The sequence below is a fragment of the Mesorhizobium sp. C089B genome (genome assembly GCF_030323125.1).
Lineage (GTDB): Bacteria > Pseudomonadota > Alphaproteobacteria > Rhizobiales > Rhizobiaceae > Mesorhizobium.
Window position 1 is genome coordinate 4,130,105 of record NZ_CP100469.1, and the last position, 16,914, is coordinate 4,147,018.

The following is a 16,914-nucleotide window of genomic DNA, read 5'->3' on the forward strand; positions in this document are numbered from 1 at the left end:
GCTCGAAAAGCTGCGTGCGATTGGCGCCGCGAGGTGACGCTAATTGTCGTGCCCGCACAAAGTCGACCCCGGCTAACGGCTTGTCCAGCCACCCTCGCTGCCGCCCTGTCACCAACAAAAATGCCCGGCGCGAGCGCCGGGCATTCCATAGAGCTGCGTTCCGAATTACGACTTCGGGAACCAGGAGATCTTGCCGTCCGGACCCTTCTTCCATTCGTACATGATGTAGCCCGGGAGCTTCGGATCGCCCTTCGCGTCATAGGCGAGATCGCCCAGAACGGTCTTGAACGGGCCCTTCTCGTGCAGCGCCTTGGCCACTTCCACGGGGTCGTTCGACTTGGCCACGGCAGCAGCCTCGGCGATCACCTGCATGGCGGCGTAGGAGTAGAGAGTGTAGGCTTCCGGCTCGAAGCCCTGAGCGCGGAACTTCTCGACCAGTGCCTTGTTCTCGGGGATCAGGCGCGGATCGGGACCGAAGGTGTTGAGCGTGCCGATAACCGCATCGCCGGCGATCGCAGCCAGCTCGTCGGTGACGATGCCGTCGCCCGACATCAGGGTAGCCTTGAGGCCCTGGTCCGCCGACTGGCGGATGATCAGGCCGGCTTCGGTATGCAGGCCGCCCCAATAGATCAGGGTAACACCGGCGTCCTTCATCTTGGCAATCAGCGCCGAGAAGTCCTTGTCGCCGACATTGACGCCTTCGTACATGACTTCGGTCAGGCCGGCTGCGTTCATCGCCTTCTTGGTCTCGTCGGCAAGGCCCTGACCATAGGGGGTCTTGTCGTGGATGACGGCAACCTTGGCGTCCTTGAAGTTGGTCGCGATATAGCCGCCGGCGATGCCGCCCTGCTGGTCATCGCGTCCGCAGGTGCGGAACACGTTCCACAGGCCGCGCTCGGTGAATTTCGGGTTGGTCGCCGCAGGCGTCACTTCGACGATGTTGTTGTCGACGTAGACTTCCTGCGAAACCGGGATCGAGACCCCCGAGTTGAAGTGGCCGATCACGAATTTCACGCCGTCGCCGACGAACTTGTTGCCGACCGAAATGCCCTGCTTCGGATCCGAGACGTCGTCGCCGACTTCGAGCTTGATCTGCTCGCCGTTCATGCCGCCTGCTGCGTTGATGTCGGCAACGGCCGCTTCCGCACCCTTCTGCAGCTGCGCACCGAAGGCCGCATTCGGACCGGTGATCGGACCTGCGACGCCGACGATAACGTCAGCCCATGCATTGCCACCGAACGCGACAAGCGCGGTCAGGGCAACGGCGGACAAAAGTGATTTCTTCATTTAAACGCTCCCATTTACGAGGTGGGCGTGGATGAAACTTTCATGCGATGCCCACCCTTATCGCAGAAAGCGTACTTTGCCGATTTTCAGGCCCTTGTCACGCCGATTCATCCCCGGAACGGCGTTAATGATGAACGTCAACCTTTCGGTTTCCAGCTTAAGATCGAAGCCCGTTCGTAAAGCCAATTATACTGCGTCACCATCTGGTTCGTACGCGTGTATTGAAAGCCGACAAACCCCAATATCATGAGCACGATTGTGTCCACGACATAGTATTGCAGCGAAAACATCGTGCCGCCGAACAAGGCATGATGGATGAACCTGATGCCGATGCCGAGGCCCAGCAGATAGGCGAACAGCGCCGGCAGGCTGCGCCATGTCTGGGCGCTGGCCTTGCCGGTCATCCATGCCGCCCAGCCGCCGAGCAGACAGGTGACGAAGAAGAACTGCCAGATGGAAGGTTCCTCGTGAAGAATGCCTTGCATGATGAAGACTCCCTAGCATGATCCCGAAAAGTTGCAGACTTTTCGGACAAAGGTCATGCGACAAACAAACAAGTTGGAGCGGAATACCGTATGCATACATTCCGCTCCAAAATCAGTGATGGCCGCCTTCGAGATAGGCCGCCCGCACTTCCGGATTGGCGAGCAATTCCTTGCCTGTGCCGCTCATGGTCACGTTGCCGTTGACCATGACATAGCCGCGCGTGGCGAGTTTGAGCGCGCCGAAGGCGTTCTGCTCGACCAGGAACACGGTCAGCCCTTGCGTGCGGTTCAGTTCGCGGATGGCATCGAAGATCTGCTTGACGATCAGCGGCGCCAGACCCAGCGACGGCTCGTCGAGCAGCAGCAGCTTCGGCCGCGCCATCAGCGCACGTCCGATCGACAGCATCTGCTGCTCGCCGCCCGACAGCGTGCCGCCGCGCTGGGCAATGCGCTCCTTGAGGCGCGGGAACAGCGCGAACACCTTCTCGGCATCTTCGTCATAGTGCTTGAGATTGTCGAGACCGGCGCCCATCTGCAGGTTTTCCATCACCGTCATGCGCGGGAAAATGCGCCTGCCTTCCGGCGACTGCGCAATGCGCATGCGGGCGATCTCGTGCGTCGGCATCTGGGTGATGTCGGTGCCGGCGAAAGTGATTGAGCCGGCACGAGCGCGCGGCGCACCGAAGATGGTCATCATCAGCGTCGACTTGCCGGCACCGTTGGCACCGATCAGCGCGACGATCTCGCCCTGGTTGACGTGGACATCGACGCCGTTCAGCGCCTTGATGTTGCCGTAGTAGGTCTCGACGCCCTTGATGTCGAGGAGCGTTGTCTCGGCCATCACTTACGCCCTCCGCGCGGCTTGCCTGTCGGGGATTTGGTGGGCGCCGGCTTGGACTTGGCCGTTAGACGCTCGGACGGTGCTCTTGGCGCGGAGTTGGCTCTTGTATCGTATTGGGTGGCCTTTGAAGCTCCCTTCGACACTGTGACCCGCTCGCCCTGGCTGTGGCCGATCGTGTCGCTTACCGGGCCGGCGAGATAGGAAGACGATGTGCCTGGTCCGTGAGCCGAATCCGGCCCGATGTCCAGCTGCTCGATGACGTCTTCATCGCCGACCTCGGTCAGCACCGTCTCGACCTCCTCGTCGTCGACGCCGAGATAGGCGGCGATGACGCGCGGGTCGGTACGCACCGATTGCGGGCTGCCGTCGGAAATCTTGCGGCCATATTCAAGCACCACGACATGGTCGGAAATCTGCATGACCACCGACATGTCATGTTCGATCAGCAGGATCGAGGTACTGCTCTTGATGTCCATCAGCAGCGAATTCAGCGCTGCCGATTCCTTCGGATTGAGACCGGCCGCAGGCTCGTCGAGGCACAGAAGTTCGGGCCCTGTGCACATGGCGCGCGCAATCTCGAGGCGCCGCTGCGCGCCATAGGGCAGGTCGCCGGCCGGATCGTCGGCGCGATCGACAAGGTCGGCCTTCTCCAGCCAGTGCTTGGCAAGCTCCACCGATTCAGCCGAGGCTCTGCGGTAGCCGCCGATCCCGAACAGGCCCAGGATCGTGTAGCCGGATGCCTTCATCAGCTTGTTGTGCTGGGCAACCAGCAGATTCTCCAGCAGCGTCATGCCCGAGAACAGGCGGATGTTCTGGAAGGTGCGCGCCACCTTGGCGCGCGCCGGGATCTCATGATTGGGCAGCCGTTCGAGCAGGAAGCTCGAGCCGTCGGCCCGGTTGAGCGTAATCATGCCTTCCGACGGCTTGTAGAAGCCGGTGATGCAATTGAAGACGGTGGTCTTGCCGGCGCCATTGGGTCCGATCAGAGCGGTAATCTCGCCGCGCTTGGCCTGGAACGACAGATCGCCGATGGCGATCAGGCCGCCGAACTTCATCGAAAGATGCTCGACCTGGAGGATGGCGTCTTTCATACCCGGATTGGTCTTCTGAATGGAGGTCGCGCTCATCAGCCGTGCCCTTCCTTGGTGAAGGAGGAGGAGACCGCTTTTCGTTCACTGAGGAAGGCCGTCGGTTCACGGCTGCCGACAAAGCCGCGCGGCTTCCACAGCATGACGATGACCATCGCCATGCCGAACAAAAGCATGCGGTAAAGCTCCGGCGTGAAATCTTTTCCGAAGACACTTTTCAGGAAATCGAGTTCGCGCAGTGCCTCGGTGCCGCCGATCATCACCAGCGCGGCGACCGCGATGCCGACCAGCGAGCCCATGCCGCCGAGCACCACGATGGCCAGGATGATCGCCGATTCCAGGAAGACGAAGGATTCAGGGCTGACGAAGCCTTGCCGTGCGGCGAAGAAGGCGCCGGCAAAACCGCCGAACATGGCGCCGGTGGCAAAGGCGGTGAGCTTGGTGGTGGTGGTGTTGATGCCAAGCGAGCGGCAGGCAATCTCGTCCTCGCGCAGCGCCTCCCAGGCGCGGCCGACAGGCATGCGCCTGAGCCTGATGGTGACGAAGGCGGTCAGCAGCGCCAGCCCGAGAATCAGATAGTAGAGGAAGATCTTGTAGTAGGCGCTCGACTGGGCAATGTGCAGCACCTTGCCGATGTAGTTCGGGTCGGTCGAATTAAACGTCATCAGGCCGAAGAAGGTGACCTTCGGGATGCCGGAGATGCCGGCCGAGCCGTTGGTGACTTCACGCCAGTTGATCAGCACCAGGCGGATGATCTCGCCGAACGCCAGGGTCACGATCGCCAGGTAATCGCCACGAAGCCTGAGCACCGGAAAGCCGAGCATAACGCCCCAGAAGGCGGCCATGGCGCCGGCGGCGGGCAGCAGGATCCAGAACGACAGGCCGTATTGCGAGCCCAGCAACGCATAGGCATAGGCGCCGACCGCGTAAAAGGCGACGTAGCCGAGATCGAGCAGGCCGGCGAGGCCGACGACGATGTTCAGCCCCCAGGCCAGCATCACATAGATCAGGATCTGGATGCCGAAATTGTCGACCCACTTCAACGAGCCCTGCAGGCCGCCGGTTATCGACCACGCGTAGATCGACAGCACCACGACGACGAGGATCGGGTATAGCACCAGCGCCGCAATCCCGAGCTTGGTGAAATTGGCGTGGATGAAGGAGCGGAAATAGAAGATCACGCAAGCGAGCGCGTAAATGACGGCCAATGCGCGCAGGAACTGAAGGTAGCCGGCCAGATCGGGTCCCACCAACACCGGCAGGGCGCTGCCGAACGCAACCAGGACAACCGCCAGCACGACGGCGACGATGAAGGCCGGAAGCAGGAAGAAGCGCGACGCGACGCTCGCCGGCAACAGGCCGGTGGCGACATTGGTGATCTTCTGATTGGCCATGAACGGCTGGCCATATGCAATGTAGAAGAAGCGGCCAAGCATGGTCAGCACGACCACGGTGATGAGCAGCAACCAGCGCTGCACCAGGATCAGCTGGTTGCTTATGTTCTGGTCGGTCTTCAGGCCGATGAAGAGAATGAACAACCCCAGCGAGATGGCGCCGGCATAGAACGCTTCGCGCAATGCACGCTGCACGGGGGAGGCGACGGTGTCGCGCTCCGAGGATACGGAAACCGCCATTGTCTCAGACCTTTTCGACTTCTGGCCGGCCCAAAATGCCGGAAGGCAGGAAGATCAGCACGATCGCCAGGATCGAGAACGCCGCGACGTCCTTGTAGTCGATCGAGAAATACGCCGACCACATGCTCTCGATGAAGCCGATCAAAAGCCCGCCAAGCACCGCGCCCGGCAGAGACCCGATGCCGCCGAGAACGGCCGCGGTGAAGGCCTTGACCCCCGGCACAAAGCCGTCGGAAAAGGCGATGACGCCGTAATACATCAGGAACAACGTGCCCGCGACGGCCGCAAGCGCTGCACCCATGATAAAGGTGATCGAGATCGTACGGTCGACATCGACACCGAGCAGCGCCGCCATCTTGCGGTCCTGCTCGCACGCCCTTTGCGCCCGGCCGAGGGAAGTCCTGTTGACCAGGTACCAGAACAGCGCCAGCAGCAGGGCGGTGACGACGACGATGATGATCTGCTTCAGCGACACGCTGATGCCGTTGATGTTGTAGACCTGGCTGACCATCGGCGGGATCGGCTTGTTGCGCGGGCCCTGCGTCACCTGGATGAAGTTCGACAGCGCGATCGACATGCCGATGGCGGTGATCAGCGGCGCCAGCCGGAACGAACCGCGCAGCGGCCGGTACGCCACCTTCTCGATCGTCCAGTTGTAGAGGCTGGTGAGCAGCATCGCCACGATCATCATGATCAGCAGCGCCAGGACGACCGGCACCGAATAGAACAAGGAGCCGAGGATGAGGAAGACGACGAGGGCGGCGAATGCCCCGACCATGAAAATGTCGCCGTGGGCGAAGTTGATCATGCCGATGATGCCGTAGACCATCGTGTAGCCGATTGCGATCAGCCCATAGATCGATCCCAGCGTCAGCCCATTGATAAGCTGCTGGACAAAGTACTGCATGTGTACATGGCTCCCCTGGAATGTCGCCCATGCAGACGCATTCCTTTTCGTATTTCCCCTAGTCGTAAAGTTTCGAGCCCGGATTGCAACGTGATTTTTCAAACGTCGAGCGTGTTTTGCCGGCACGCCTTCCGATTGCCCGTTTTTTTGCTCCCGACCCCTGGACTATCGCGGACCCTATCATTGGCATAACGCAATGTCTTTGACGATTCAGCCGGACCAGCGACCTCATTTCGAAGAAATCCCGGTCAAAATTAGGTGATGAGACGAATCTTTGCGTTGTTGGCGGGCTTCGTTTTTTAGCCACATTCCGTACTGACCAGCTGCAACATGGGTTACTTCCCGACTATGGCGGTGGATGCCTCGCCCAACGCGCTAACCTTTCGCTGACTGGTTTCGCCAAGAGGTCCCGCTCTGGGTCCAAGTCTTGGGTCTCGGTGGATGATCGGCAGCCTACCGTATCACTTAACCACAAAACCGTGCGCGAACGGATCGCGGTCGTCGATGAAGATGGTGTTCAGGCCGGTCATCCGCGCCCAGCCGCCGATCGAGGGAATGATGGCCGGCTTGCCGGCGACGGTGACGTCCTTTTCGACCTTGCCCTCGAACAGCGAACCGATGATCGATTCATGGACGAAGCTGTCGCCTGCCTTGAGCTTTCCCTTGGCATGAAGCTGCGCCATGCGCGCCGAGGTGCCGGTGCCGCAAGGTGAACGGTCGATGGCCTTGTCGCCATAGAAGACGGCGTTGCGCGCATCCGCGCCCGCTACCGTCGGCTTGCCCGTCCACAGCATGTGGGACAGCCGGTTGATGCCGGGGTTTTCCGGATGCACGAACGAGTACTTCTCGTTGAGCCGCTGCCGCACCACGGGGCTCCAGGCGATGAAATCGCCGGCGGAATAATCAGCCATGTCGCGAAAATTCGCCTGCGGCTCGACTATTGCGTAGAAATTGCCGCCATAGGCGACATCGACGGTGATCTCGCCAAGCTGCGGGCAGTCGACCGTCAGTCCCTCGGCATAAAGGAAGGACGGTACATTGGTGATGCGCACCTCCTCGACATAGTCGCCGACTTGCTTGTATTCGGCGATAACCAGCCCGGCCGGTGTGTCGAGCCGGAGCACGCCGGGTGTCTTCGGCTTGATCAGCCCATGTTCGATGGCCATCGTCACCGTGCCGATCGTGCCGTGGCCGCACATCGGCAGGCAGCCCGACGTCTCGATGAACAGGATGGCTATGTCGCAATCCTCGCGCGTCGGCGGATAGAGGATCGAGCCCGACATGACATCGTGGCCGCGCGGCTCGAACATCAGCCCGGTGCGGATCCAGTCATACTCCGCCAGGAAATGCGCCCGCCGCTCCATCATCGTCGACCCCTGAAGCAAAGGGCCGCCGCCGGCGACCAGCCGCACCGGATTGCCGCAGGTATGGCCGTCGATGCAAAAGAAGGATTTTTTGGCCATGATTTCCTCGAACTCAAAACCGTTGCGGGCTGAAGGGAGCAAGATCGATCGGCGAAGTTTGCCCGAGAACAAGATTGCGGATCAAGCGGCCGGTGGCCGCCGCCTGGGTCAGGCCGAGATGGCCATGGCCGAAGGCGTAGACAACGTTGGGCGCGGTTCGCGCCGTGCCGATCACCGGCAGCGAATCCGGCAGCGACGGGCGATAGCCCATCCACTCGCGGCCGCCTGACGCGTCCAGCCCCGGAAGGAATTGTCTGGCTTTTTCCAGCATGGCCTTCGAACGCGCAAAATTCGGCGGCCGGTCGAGACCGCCCAACTCGACGGCGCCGCCGACGCGCAAGCCCGTCTCGAGTGGCGTGATGACGAAGCCATGGCCGGAAAAGATCAGCATCCGCTGCACGTCGAAAGCGGTCTTCGGCAGTGTCGTGTTGTAGCCGCGCTCGGTTTCGAGCGGGATGGTGTCGCCAAGCGCCTTCGTCAGCAGATGCGACCATGCCCCGGCGGCCACGACAAGATGTCTTGCCTGCCTGGTCGTGCCGTCCGTCAGCGTCAGCGTCGCGCCATCAGGATTGGCGGCGACGCGCTCTATGCGCGCCTTTTCGAAACGCGCGCCCAGCCTTTCGGCATAGGCCCACACCCCCTTGCCGAGCAGTTTCGGATCGGCGACGGTCTTCCAGCCCGGCACGAAGGTGCCCTTGATGAAGCGCGGCGACAGTCCCGGCTGCAGCCGCGCCAGTTCGTCGCCTTCGACATGGCGAAAGCCGATGCCGAAGCGCTCGCGCGCCGCCCAGCCCGGCAGCCCGGCCTGAAATTCGGCCTCGCTTTCATAAAGCTCCAGCGAGCCGTCCTCGCGCAGCATCAGCCGCGTGCCGGAACGGTCGAGCAGGCCCATCCATTCAGCCTCGGCGAGCTTCATCATGCCTGCCTGAGCAGCAAGGCTCGCCTCATATTTTTCTGGTGCGCCAGCGCGCCAGAAGCGCAACAGCCAAGGCAACAGCTTCGGCAAGTAGGCCGGCGGGATGCTGAGTGGCCCGAGCGGATCGGCAAGCCATTTCGGCAAGTGCCGCATCATGCCCTTATGCGCCAGCGGCAGCACGTCGGAGAAGGCGAAGGCGGCGGCATTGCCGGAGCTCGTCTCCTCGCAGATGCCGGTGCGGTCGAAGACCGTGACGCTGCGCCCGGCCTCGGCCAGCATGGCCGCCGCGCAGATGCCGACAATGCCGCCACCGACAATGGCGATATCTACCCCTTCTCCCCGTTCACGGGGGTGAGGAGTGGTCCGCGAAGCGGTGGAAAAGCCGACTGCTTGGCTTTCCGAACGACGAACGCCCGGAGCGCCAGCGAAGGGCTGCGGGGCCCGAAGGGCGGATGAGGGGCGGCGGCCCTCCTCTGTGTCCCTGGAATTTCCTTGCACGTCGGCGCTGCCCCTCATCTGGCTGCCGCCATCTTCTCCCCGTGCACGTGCACGGGGAGAAGAAAGCCTTCAGAACTGCGGCAGCTTCGGCCGTACCGCCAGCGCGTCCTTGACGATCTTCTCGACCGCTTTGCGGCGCTCGCCCGACAGCGGCTGGCGCGGCATGCGCACGCGGTCATTTGTGTCGATCGCGAGCACTTCGGCAAGCTTGATGTTTTGGACCAGATAGGTCGAGACATCGAGATCGAGCAGCGGCCGGAACCAGCGGTAGATCGAAAGCGCCTCCTCGCGGCGGCCCTGCTTCATCAGCTGGTAGATGGCGACGGTCTCGCGCGGGAAGGCGACGACCAGACCCGCCACCCAGCCGATGGCGCCCACCGACAGCGCCTCGAAGGCGAGATTGTCGACGCCGGTGAACAAATCGTAGCGGTCGCCGAAGCGGTTGATGATCTCTGTCGAGCGGCGGATGTCGTCGGAGGACTCCTTGATGGCGACGAAGCGCTTGTCGGCGGCCAGTTCTTCCATCTGGCCGACGGTGACGTCGACGCGGTAGGCGAGGCGGTTGGAGTAGATCATCACCGGCAGGTCGCCGGCCTGAGCGACGGCGCGCAAGGCGGCGACCGTCTCTTCCGGGTTGGTGTGATAGATCGGGCTCGGTACCACCATCAGCCCGTTGGCGCCTTCCCGGCTCGCGCGCTTTGCGATGCTCGCCGCCTCGCGGGTGCCCGCCTCGTTGACCGTCAGCAGCACCGGCTTGTTGCCTGCAACTTTCTGGGCAGTCTTCAGCACCTCGATCTTCTCGTCATGCGACAGCATCGGCCCTTCGCCGAGCGAACCGCAGACGATGATACCGTCGCAGCCTGCCTCCATCTGCAAAGCAAGGCAGCGCTCCATCTCGGCATGATCGAGGCGGTCGTCATCAGTAAACTTGGTCGTGACGGCGGGGAAAACTCCGGTCCACATGATCGTCTCTCCATCTGATATATCAGCCGTATATCTATTTGAAAACCGGCTGTCAACGCGGAATTCGTTATGATATATGTGAGATATATCAGGAGCCCACCTTTGATATCCAGTGAGACAGCATACCCCGAGCCGGCCGCCGCCAAGGCCTACCATGTACTCGAGCATATGATCGTGACGTTGGAACTGGCGCCGGCGAGCTTTGTCACCGAAGGCGCCCTCATCGAGAAGCTGGCGCTAGGACGCACGCCGGTGCGCGAAGCGATCCAGCGCCTCGCCTGGGAAGGACTGCTGGATGTCAGGCCACGCGCCGGCATCGCCATTGCCCCGCTTCATCCCGGCGACTGGCTGCGCGTGCTGGATGCCAGGCGCGGCGTCGAGGTGGTGCTGGCGCGCTCGGCCGCCCGCTTCGTCACCCGTGAGGCCGCCGACCTGTTTCATGAGGCAGCCCTTGCCATGCAGAAGGCCGTCATCTCGGGCAATGTGCTGGCCTTCATCCAGGCCGACAAGGCGCTCGACGAGGCCTTGGCGATGGCCGCCGACAACCCGTTTGCGGCCCGTCTGGCCGCGCCCCTGCAGACCCACAGCCGCCGCTTCTGGTTCCGCTACAAGGCCGACACAGGACTGGCCGAATCGGCTGAGCACCACGTCGCGCTAATCCGCTCGATCCTGGCTGGTGACGAAGAGGCTGCCGCCAAGGACGCCAAACGCCTTATGGCACTGCTGCGCGGCCATGCCGAAGTGGCCGCCACACGCTGAACTCCGTCTCTGCTCCAGACTTCCGACCGGTCTTTATCAGGTGCCCGGCAAGACTGCGGCCATGGTCGCCCCGTCCCAGCCTTCGCCAGCCGTGATGATGCAGCTTTGGCCGTGTGTGTCGGTAGCCAGGATGGTCCAGGTGCCCTGGTCGGAGACGAATATCTCAAGCACCACATTCGGGTTCACCAGGCCACGAGCGGCTTGGTTTTCGTGGAACTTCTCGCCGAGCGCCTTGACCAAGTCGGTCCGCGCCGCGCATTGATCGGCTTTGGCCTCGGCGATGCCGGACATCGCGAACACCGCAAAGAATATCGCCGCCACAAGACGTCGTGTCATCTGACACCTCCTTGCGCCAGACGAGAACCCCGGCTGCAACCGGCGCTATTTTGATGGCCTGCACACGGCAGGAATGCAATTTAAGGCAGATGACAGGCTCTTGGTTCCATCGCTTGAACGTGATCGCCAATGTCGGTTTCGTACAAAGAAAGGCCCGGGACGTTGAACCCGGGCCTTCTTGCCGATCTTCGAAATCGTCCGGTCAGTTCATCGTCGGGATGACGAACTCGGCACCGTCCTTGACGCCGGAGGGCCAGCGCGAGGTCACCGTCTTGGTCTTGGTGTAGAAGCGGAACGCGTCCGGACCATGCTGGTTGAGGTCGCCGAAGGACGACGCCTTCCAGCCGCCGAACGTGTAGTAAGCGATCGGAACTGGGATCGGCACGTTGATGCCGACCATGCCGACCTGGACGCGCGAAGCAAAATCACGAGCAGCATCCCCGTCACGGGTGAAGATGGCCACGCCATTGCCCATCTCATGATCGTTGGCGAGCTTGATGGCGCTCTCATAGGTCGGCGCACGCACCACCGACAGCACCGGACCAAAGATCTCTTCCTTGTAGATGCGCATGTCAGCGGTCACATTGTCGAACAGGCAGCCGCCCATATAGTAGCCATCCTCGTAGCCCTGCATGGAGAAGCCGCGGCCATCGACGACCAGCTTGGCGCCTTCCTTGACGCCGGTGTCGACATAACCCTTGACGCGTTCCAATGCCTGCGCCGTCACCAGCGGGCCGAAATCGGCGGACGAATCCGTCGACGGGCCGACCTTGAGGCTTTCGACACGCGGGATCAGCTTTTCCATCAGCCGGTTGGCGGTGTCGTTGCCGACGGGAACGGCAACCGAGATCGCCATGCAGCGCTCGCCGGCCGAGCCGTAGCCCGCGCCGATCAGCGCGTCGACGGTCTGGTCCATGTCGGCATCGGGCATGATGATCATGTGGTTCTTGGCGCCGCCGAAGCACTGCACGCGTTTTCCCGCGGCCGTGCCGCGCGAGTAGATGTAATGCGCGATCGGCGTCGAGCCGACAAAGCCGATAGCCTTGATATCAGGATCGTCGAGGATGGCGTCGACGACATCCTTGTCGCCATTGACGACGTTGAGAACGCCAGCCGGCAGGCCAGCCTCGAGGAACAGTTCGGCGATGCGCATCGGCACGCCAGGGTCACGCTCGGAAGGCTTCAGGATAAAGGCGTTGCCGCAGGCCAGCGCCGGGGCAATCTTCCACAACGGGATCATCGCCGGGAAATTGAACGGGGTGATGCCGGCAACGACGCCAAGCGGCTGGCGCATCGAATAGACATCGATGCCGGGGCCGGCGCCGTCGGTGAACTCGCCCTTCATCATGTGAGGCGCACCGATGCAGACTTCGACCACTTCGAGGCCGCGCTGGATGTCGCCCTTGGCGTCGGCGATGGTCTTGCCGTGCTCGCGCGCCAGGAGATCGGCCAGTTCGTCATAGTCGCGAGCAACCAGTTCAAGAAACTTCATCAGCACGCGCACACGCCGCTGCGGGTTGGTCGCAGCCCATTTGATCTGTGCTTCCTTGGCGTTCAGCACAGCCGCACGCAGTTCCGCCGGCGACGCCAGCGCCACCGTGCCGCGCACCGAGCCGTCCATGGGCTGCATGACGTCCTGCTTGCGCCCGCTGGTCCCGGCGACATGCTTGCCGCCGATGAAATGACCGTATTCGATCATGGTTTCTCTCCCTGAGTTTGTGATGAAGCATTCAACGCCTTTGCAGGCGCGAAGGCAACGCGAGGGGAAACGCAACCGTTGTGCAAGAAATAGACAACGAAGGACGAGTGTGCATTAATTGCCGCAAATTACAGATTGCTGAAAGGCCCGAAGGTTGCGCTCCGTCACACCCCCCTCTGTCCTGCCGGACATCTCCCCGCAAGGGGGGAGATCAGATGTGGCCGCCGCCTTCGCAAATCTTCAACGCAGCAAAAGAGACGCAGGTGGCGGAGCTGCCAATCTCCCTCCTTGCGGGGGAGATGGCCGGCAGGCCAGAGGGGGTGGGCGGGAACGCCGCGTTCGCCGCTAGCCCGGACCACCCCCATGAACTGGGATGACGTCCGCATCTTCCTCGCCGTGGCCCGCGCCGGGCAGATCCTTGGCGCCGCCAAGCGGCTGGAACTCAATCACGCCACCGTCTCGCGCCGCATCGCAGCGCTTGAGGATGCGTTACGGACAAAACTGTTTCGCCGGCTTACCACCGGCAGCGAGCTGACGCCGGCCGGCCAGCGCTTTCTCGACATTGCCGAGCGCATGGAAGCCGACATGATCGCCGCGCGCTCCGCCGTGTCGGGCGAAGGCGACGATATCTCAGGCACCGTGCGCATCGGCGCGCCCGACGGGTTTGGCGTCGCATTCCTCGCCACGCGTCTTGGCGCGCTGACCGCGCTGCACCGCGAACTCACCATCCAACTGGTGCCGGTGCCGCGCTCCTTCTCGCTGTCGCGGCGCGAGGCCGACATCGCCATCACCGTCGAGCGGCCGAGCGAAGGCAGGCTGGTGGCGGGAAAGCTGGTCGACTACACACTCGGCCTGTTTGCCTCGCGCGCCTATGCGCAGGCGCACGGCTTACCCGAGACCGCTGCCGAACTCGGCCAGCATACGCTGATCGGCTATGTCCCAGACCTGATCGTCAGCCCGTCGCTCGACTATGCGGCGGAGTTCAGCCCGGACTGGCGCACCAGCTTCGCCATCTCCTCAGCGCTGGGCCAGGCCGAAGCGGTGCGGTCGGGCGCCGGCATCGGCATCTTGCACACCTTTGTCGCCCGCTCGATGCCGGAGCTGATCCCCGTTAACATCGTGACGCCGATCCGCCGCGCCTACTGGCTGGTCTATCATGAATCGGTCCGGCCACTGCGCCGCGTGCAGATCGTCGCCAACTTCATCACCAAGGCAGTCGAGAGAGAGCGCGGGCTGTTTGTCTGATGGCCGCGCCGCCTTGCCCTCGCCACAAAATCGGCCAGTGTGGCAACAAGCGCGATGTCGCCTATTATTAAGGATTGGCTGCGCCGGGTGGGACACTTTTTTGCAAAGCTGGTGCGGATCAAAATGCGAGCGGTGCTCGCCATCTTGCCGCTTGTCGCGCTTTCCGCCTGCGCCAATCCATGGACCGTAGTTCCGGAAGCCGAACTGCCCAAGCCGGTCCGTATCGCAATGGCCCGCCCGTCGCCTTTCGTCTTCGGCAATTACTGCGGTCCCGGCACCCGCACCGGCGACCTCTCGGCTCGCCCTGTCAATCGCCTCGACAGCGCCTGCCAAATCCATGACGCCTGCTACATCGCGCGCCATAATCATTGCGACTGCGACGGCGCGCTCGTCGCCTCGGCAAAGGCGATCCGTGATGACAAGACAGCGCCGAAAAAGATGCGCGGCGAGGCCGAGCTTTTGATCGCCACTTTCGCACTTCCCGTCTGCAAGGTGTTTCCGCAAGGCTTCCTGCCGCCGCGCGATCCGGCTGAACTGAAGACGATGAACGGTGCGGCCGGATGAACCGCGCCATCTGCCTGGCCTTGGCCGGGCTGGGGCTGGCGGCCCTTGCCGGTTGCGCCGCCCCGATCCGGCACAGCTGCGATTTCTTCCCCGATGCGAAGGATTGCGGCCGGCCGTCGCTATCGGCCGACACGCCGGGACCGCAGACTGCAGCAGCAGCGTTTTTCGGCGATGCCGGCGCCCGCGACTATGAAAGGCAGTTTCTGGCGCTGCTCGCCCACAACCAGATCGGCGCCATCGACAGGGCGAACGGCACCGGTCCGTTCGGCCATGACCGCCACGCCATCGCCAACCGCGATTTCCAGGCCACCTACCGGACGCTGGAACAGCTGGCGAAGCCGGTTAGCGCCGAACAGATGCCGGCAGGTAGGGGCACCGGCGAAGGCCATTTCAACGGCCGTTGGCGCGTGTCGCGGCAGACGCTCTATGTCAACGCCGCCGCGCGGCCCTCCGCGCCAAAGACGTTCAGCTTTTCCGGCCTGCAGGCGCGCTCGATCGAGATCGTGATGCGCCAGGCGGGAAAGCAGCCGGTTGAGATATCTGGCGCCTGCGACGGGGCGCTGGCGATTCGCGCCGGCGGTGGCTCGCGCAGCGTGGCGAGCGGTGCCGCCTTCCGCCTCCGCCTGTCGGCCGGGCAAACCGCCAGCCTGTTCCCCAGCGATGGTTTGAACCGTTGCGGCCTCAAGCTCAGCTCCAGTCTGGCGCCGGCAGGCGCCCCGCTCACCATCCTGCGCGAAGAGGTTGCCTATCCGGCGATAGCCGCGCTCGACAGCCGCTACGAGCGTTGTCCAGTGCCCGATCCATCCCGCCTGGATAAGCTTGCCAGCGTCTTTTACGCCGGCCGCTGGCTGTCGCAGAGCTGTTCGCTGCCGCTCGGGTCACCGCGCCTGTTACGCAAGTCGCGCGACGGCTTTAACGCCAAGGTCGAAGCGCTGCTCGGCGCGCCTTTACCCGACAGCGCCTTCGACAAGGCCGACCCCGAACTGCCGCTCGATTTCTCGCGCGCGCCGAAACTCAAGCTGGTCTATCTGTCGTCGCTGGAGTTCAAGGCCGATTTTTCCGGCCGCGTCATCGAGCGGCTGATCCGCCATCACGCAGGCCTCGGCACCAAAGTGCGCATCATGGTCACAGACGTGCTGGAGCGCGACAAGGACGACGCGCTGCTGCACCGGCTGGCGGCCGATTATCCCAATGTCGAGTTGCAGGAATATCGCTGGCGGGCCGACCACGGCGCGCCGGTCGACGAGCAACTGTCACAGCTGCACAAGACCCATCACGTCAAGATGCTGGCGACACTTGCCGAGGATCCCGCTCGCTCGCGCGTCATCATCGGCGGCCGCAACATTCATGACGGCTTCCTGTTCCACAAGCCGATCGACCTGTCGCGCTATCCGAACCTCGAGCAATACGGCAAGACCGACGGCCTCTCGCTCAACTACTATTCGAACTGGAGCGATTTCGACATCGAGTTTGCCGACCCGGCCACGGTCGAGACGCTGGCCGCGCATCTCTCGACATTGTGGCTGCGCGACGCCGACACCAACATCGCAAGGCCCTTCTCCATTCCGGTGCGCTCCGACAGCCGGCGCCCGCCGGGCACGGTGCGCCATTTCATTTCCGTGCCCTACGAGGACAACCATGCGCTCGAGACCTATTTCGTCGAGCTGATCGACACTGCCCGGCACCATATCGAGATCGTCAATCCCTACCTTAATCTGACGCCGAAGCTCAGCCTGGCCATCGAGCGGGCGCTGGCGCGCGGCGTCAGGATCGACATTGTCGGCCGCATCGACCTCAAGGGCGATATTGGCGGCAAGCTGCTGACCGCGCTCAACAAGCTGTTCGTCGAGAAATATGGCGACCGCATCAACATCCGCGAATTCAAGGCGCCCGATGTCGTGCTGCACTCCAAGATCATGATGATCGACGAAAGGCTGGTGACGATCTCGTCGGTCAATCTCAACAACCGCAGTTTCTTCCACGATCTGGAGAACGGCATGACGGTGCTCGACCCTGCCTTCTACGCCAGGATGCAGCCGGTCTACGACGACTATGTCGCCCATTCGAATCCGGTATCGACCAAGGTAATGATCCCCTGGGCCTACCGGTGGCTGTTCTCGAAGGGCTGGGTGAAGGAGGCGTTTTGAGAGGCTGGCGAGGCTGAAGGAATGCCGTTCTGTAGCGATCCTTTACACCCCCTCTGTCCGGTAGGACAGAGGGGGTGCTGGC

14 protein-coding genes and 1 pseudogene are annotated in these 16,914 nt (G+C 62.7%); 4 read left to right on the plus strand and 11 right to left on the minus strand.

The genetic code is table 11. The features are described 5' to 3' along the window. Window positions 1-165: 165 nt before the first annotated feature. The 9 genes and pseudogenes from NLY44_RS20490 to NLY44_RS20530 all read right to left on the minus strand — a co-directional run bounded on the left by NLY44_RS20490 (window position 166) and on the right by NLY44_RS20530 (window position 10,082). Entirely contained in the window at window positions 166-1,287 is a 1,122-nt protein-coding gene (locus NLY44_RS20490) for a branched-chain amino acid ABC transporter substrate-binding protein (protein ID WP_023668720.1), read from the minus strand. A 137-nt stretch (window positions 1,288-1,424) separates the two neighbouring features. Then, the gene (locus tag NLY44_RS20495; protein WP_023806580.1) at window positions 1,425-1,772 is read right to left on the minus strand and encodes a DUF6867 family protein; all 348 of its coding nucleotides are present in this window, start codon (window positions 1,770-1,772) and stop codon (window positions 1,425-1,427) included. Between the two features lie 112 nt (window positions 1,773-1,884). After that, window positions 1,885-2,613, minus strand: coding sequence for an ABC transporter ATP-binding protein (locus NLY44_RS20500; RefSeq protein ID WP_023668718.1), 729 nt, complete (start codon window positions 2,611-2,613; stop codon window positions 1,885-1,887). A gap of 20 nt (window positions 2,614-2,633) precedes the next feature. Then, window positions 2,634-3,740 (minus strand): annotated as a pseudogene (locus NLY44_RS20505) (ABC transporter ATP-binding protein); the annotation flags it as partial. After that, on the minus strand, window positions 3,740-5,335 hold the full coding sequence (gene livM, locus NLY44_RS20510; RefSeq protein ID WP_023668716.1) for a high-affinity branched-chain amino acid ABC transporter permease LivM: 1,596 nt from the start codon (window positions 5,333-5,335) through the stop codon (window positions 3,740-3,742). The pseudogene NLY44_RS20505 and the gene livM, both read right to left, overlap by 1 nt. Window positions 5,336-5,339: 4 nt before the next feature. Then, entirely contained in the window at window positions 5,340-6,242 is a 903-nt protein-coding gene (locus NLY44_RS20515; protein WP_023668715.1) for a branched-chain amino acid ABC transporter permease, read from the minus strand. A gap of 461 nt (window positions 6,243-6,703) precedes the next feature. After that, on the minus strand, window positions 6,704-7,705 hold the full coding sequence (locus NLY44_RS20520; RefSeq protein ID WP_023806582.1) for a 4-hydroxyproline epimerase: 1,002 nt from the start codon (window positions 7,703-7,705) through the stop codon (window positions 6,704-6,706). A 13-nt stretch (window positions 7,706-7,718) separates the two neighbouring features. Further along, window positions 7,719-9,137, minus strand: coding sequence for an NAD(P)/FAD-dependent oxidoreductase (locus tag NLY44_RS20525; RefSeq protein WP_280791064.1), 1,419 nt, complete (start codon window positions 9,135-9,137; stop codon window positions 7,719-7,721). 51 nt (window positions 9,138-9,188) lie between these two features. Then, window positions 9,189-10,082, minus strand: a complete 894-nt coding sequence (locus NLY44_RS20530) for a dihydrodipicolinate synthase family protein (protein ID WP_023806584.1) — start codon at window positions 10,080-10,082, stop codon at window positions 9,189-9,191. A gap of 69 nt (window positions 10,083-10,151) precedes the next feature. Here NLY44_RS20530 and NLY44_RS20535 point away from each other — a divergent pair, with 69 nt between their 5' ends. Beyond that, window positions 10,152-10,841 (plus strand): GntR family transcriptional regulator, encoded by a 690-nt coding sequence (locus NLY44_RS20535; protein ID WP_050588433.1) that lies wholly within the window; start codon window positions 10,152-10,154, stop codon window positions 10,839-10,841. A gap of 36 nt (window positions 10,842-10,877) precedes the next feature. Here the strand turns inward: NLY44_RS20535 and NLY44_RS20540 are convergent, their stop codons facing one another. Further along, a complete protein-coding gene (locus NLY44_RS20540) occupies window positions 10,878-11,177 on the minus strand; it encodes a hypothetical protein (protein ID WP_023684132.1) in 300 nt (99 codons plus the stop codon). A 202-nt stretch (window positions 11,178-11,379) separates the two neighbouring features. Next, window positions 11,380-12,876 (minus strand): CoA-acylating methylmalonate-semialdehyde dehydrogenase, encoded by a 1,497-nt coding sequence (locus tag NLY44_RS20545; protein WP_023684131.1) that lies wholly within the window; start codon window positions 12,874-12,876, stop codon window positions 11,380-11,382. Between the two features lie 363 nt (window positions 12,877-13,239). Here NLY44_RS20545 and NLY44_RS20550 point away from each other — a divergent pair, with 363 nt between their 5' ends. The 3 genes from NLY44_RS20550 (at window position 13,240) to NLY44_RS20560 (ending at window position 16,832) form a co-directional block, all read left to right on the plus strand. Then, window positions 13,240-14,121 carry a LysR family transcriptional regulator gene (locus NLY44_RS20550; protein WP_023806585.1) on the plus strand — a complete coding sequence of 294 codons (882 nt, stop codon included), beginning with the start codon at window positions 13,240-13,242 and terminating at the stop codon, window positions 14,119-14,121. 123 nt (window positions 14,122-14,244) lie between these two features. Beyond that, window positions 14,245-14,685: a phospholipase A2 family protein gene (locus NLY44_RS20555; protein WP_023806586.1), complete on the plus strand. Its 441-nt coding sequence runs from the start codon at window positions 14,245-14,247 to the stop codon at window positions 14,683-14,685. Further along, the gene (locus tag NLY44_RS20560; protein ID WP_023806587.1) at window positions 14,682-16,832 is read left to right on the plus strand and encodes a phospholipase D-like domain-containing protein; all 2,151 of its coding nucleotides are present in this window, start codon (window positions 14,682-14,684) and stop codon (window positions 16,830-16,832) included. Before NLY44_RS20555 ends, NLY44_RS20560 begins: the two co-directional genes overlap by 4 nt. The last annotated feature ends 82 nt before the right edge of the window (window positions 16,833-16,914 follow it).

Coding starts and splice junctions, on each gene's coding strand:
- NLY44_RS20540 (WP_023684132.1), bottom strand. CDS start 11,177: ATGACACGACGTCTTGTGGCGGCGATATTCTTTGCGGTGTTCGCGATG.
- NLY44_RS20490 (WP_023668720.1), bottom strand. CDS start 1,287: ATGAAGAAATCACTTTTGTCCGCCGTTGCCCTGACCGCGCTTGTCGCG.
- NLY44_RS20530 (WP_023806584.1), bottom strand. CDS start 10,082: ATGTGGACCGGAGTTTTCCCCGCCGTCACGACCAAGTTTACTGATGAC.
- NLY44_RS20495 (WP_023806580.1), bottom strand. CDS start 1,772: ATGCAAGGCATTCTTCACGAGGAACCTTCCATCTGGCAGTTCTTCTTC.
- livM (WP_023668716.1), bottom strand. CDS start 5,335: ATGGCGGTTTCCGTATCCTCGGAGCGCGACACCGTCGCCTCCCCCGTG.
- NLY44_RS20500 (WP_023668718.1), bottom strand. CDS start 2,613: ATGGCCGAGACAACGCTCCTCGACATCAAGGGCGTCGAGACCTACTAC.
- NLY44_RS20545 (WP_023684131.1), bottom strand. CDS start 12,876: ATGATCGAATACGGTCATTTCATCGGCGGCAAGCATGTCGCCGGGACC.
- NLY44_RS20535 (WP_050588433.1), top strand. CDS start 10,152: ATGATATATGTGAGATATATCAGGAGCCCACCTTTGATATCCAGTGAG.
- NLY44_RS20525 (WP_280791064.1), bottom strand. CDS start 9,137: ATGAGGGGCAGCGCCGACGTGCAAGGAAATTCCAGGGACACAGAGGAG.
- NLY44_RS20520 (WP_023806582.1), bottom strand. CDS start 7,705: ATGGCCAAAAAATCCTTCTTTTGCATCGACGGCCATACCTGCGGCAAT.
- NLY44_RS20555 (WP_023806586.1), top strand. CDS start 14,245: ATGCGAGCGGTGCTCGCCATCTTGCCGCTTGTCGCGCTTTCCGCCTGC.
- NLY44_RS20550 (WP_023806585.1), top strand. CDS start 13,240: ATGAACTGGGATGACGTCCGCATCTTCCTCGCCGTGGCCCGCGCCGGG.
- NLY44_RS20560 (WP_023806587.1), top strand. CDS start 14,682: ATGAACCGCGCCATCTGCCTGGCCTTGGCCGGGCTGGGGCTGGCGGCC.
- NLY44_RS20515 (WP_023668715.1), bottom strand. CDS start 6,242: ATGCAGTACTTTGTCCAGCAGCTTATCAATGGGCTGACGCTGGGATCG.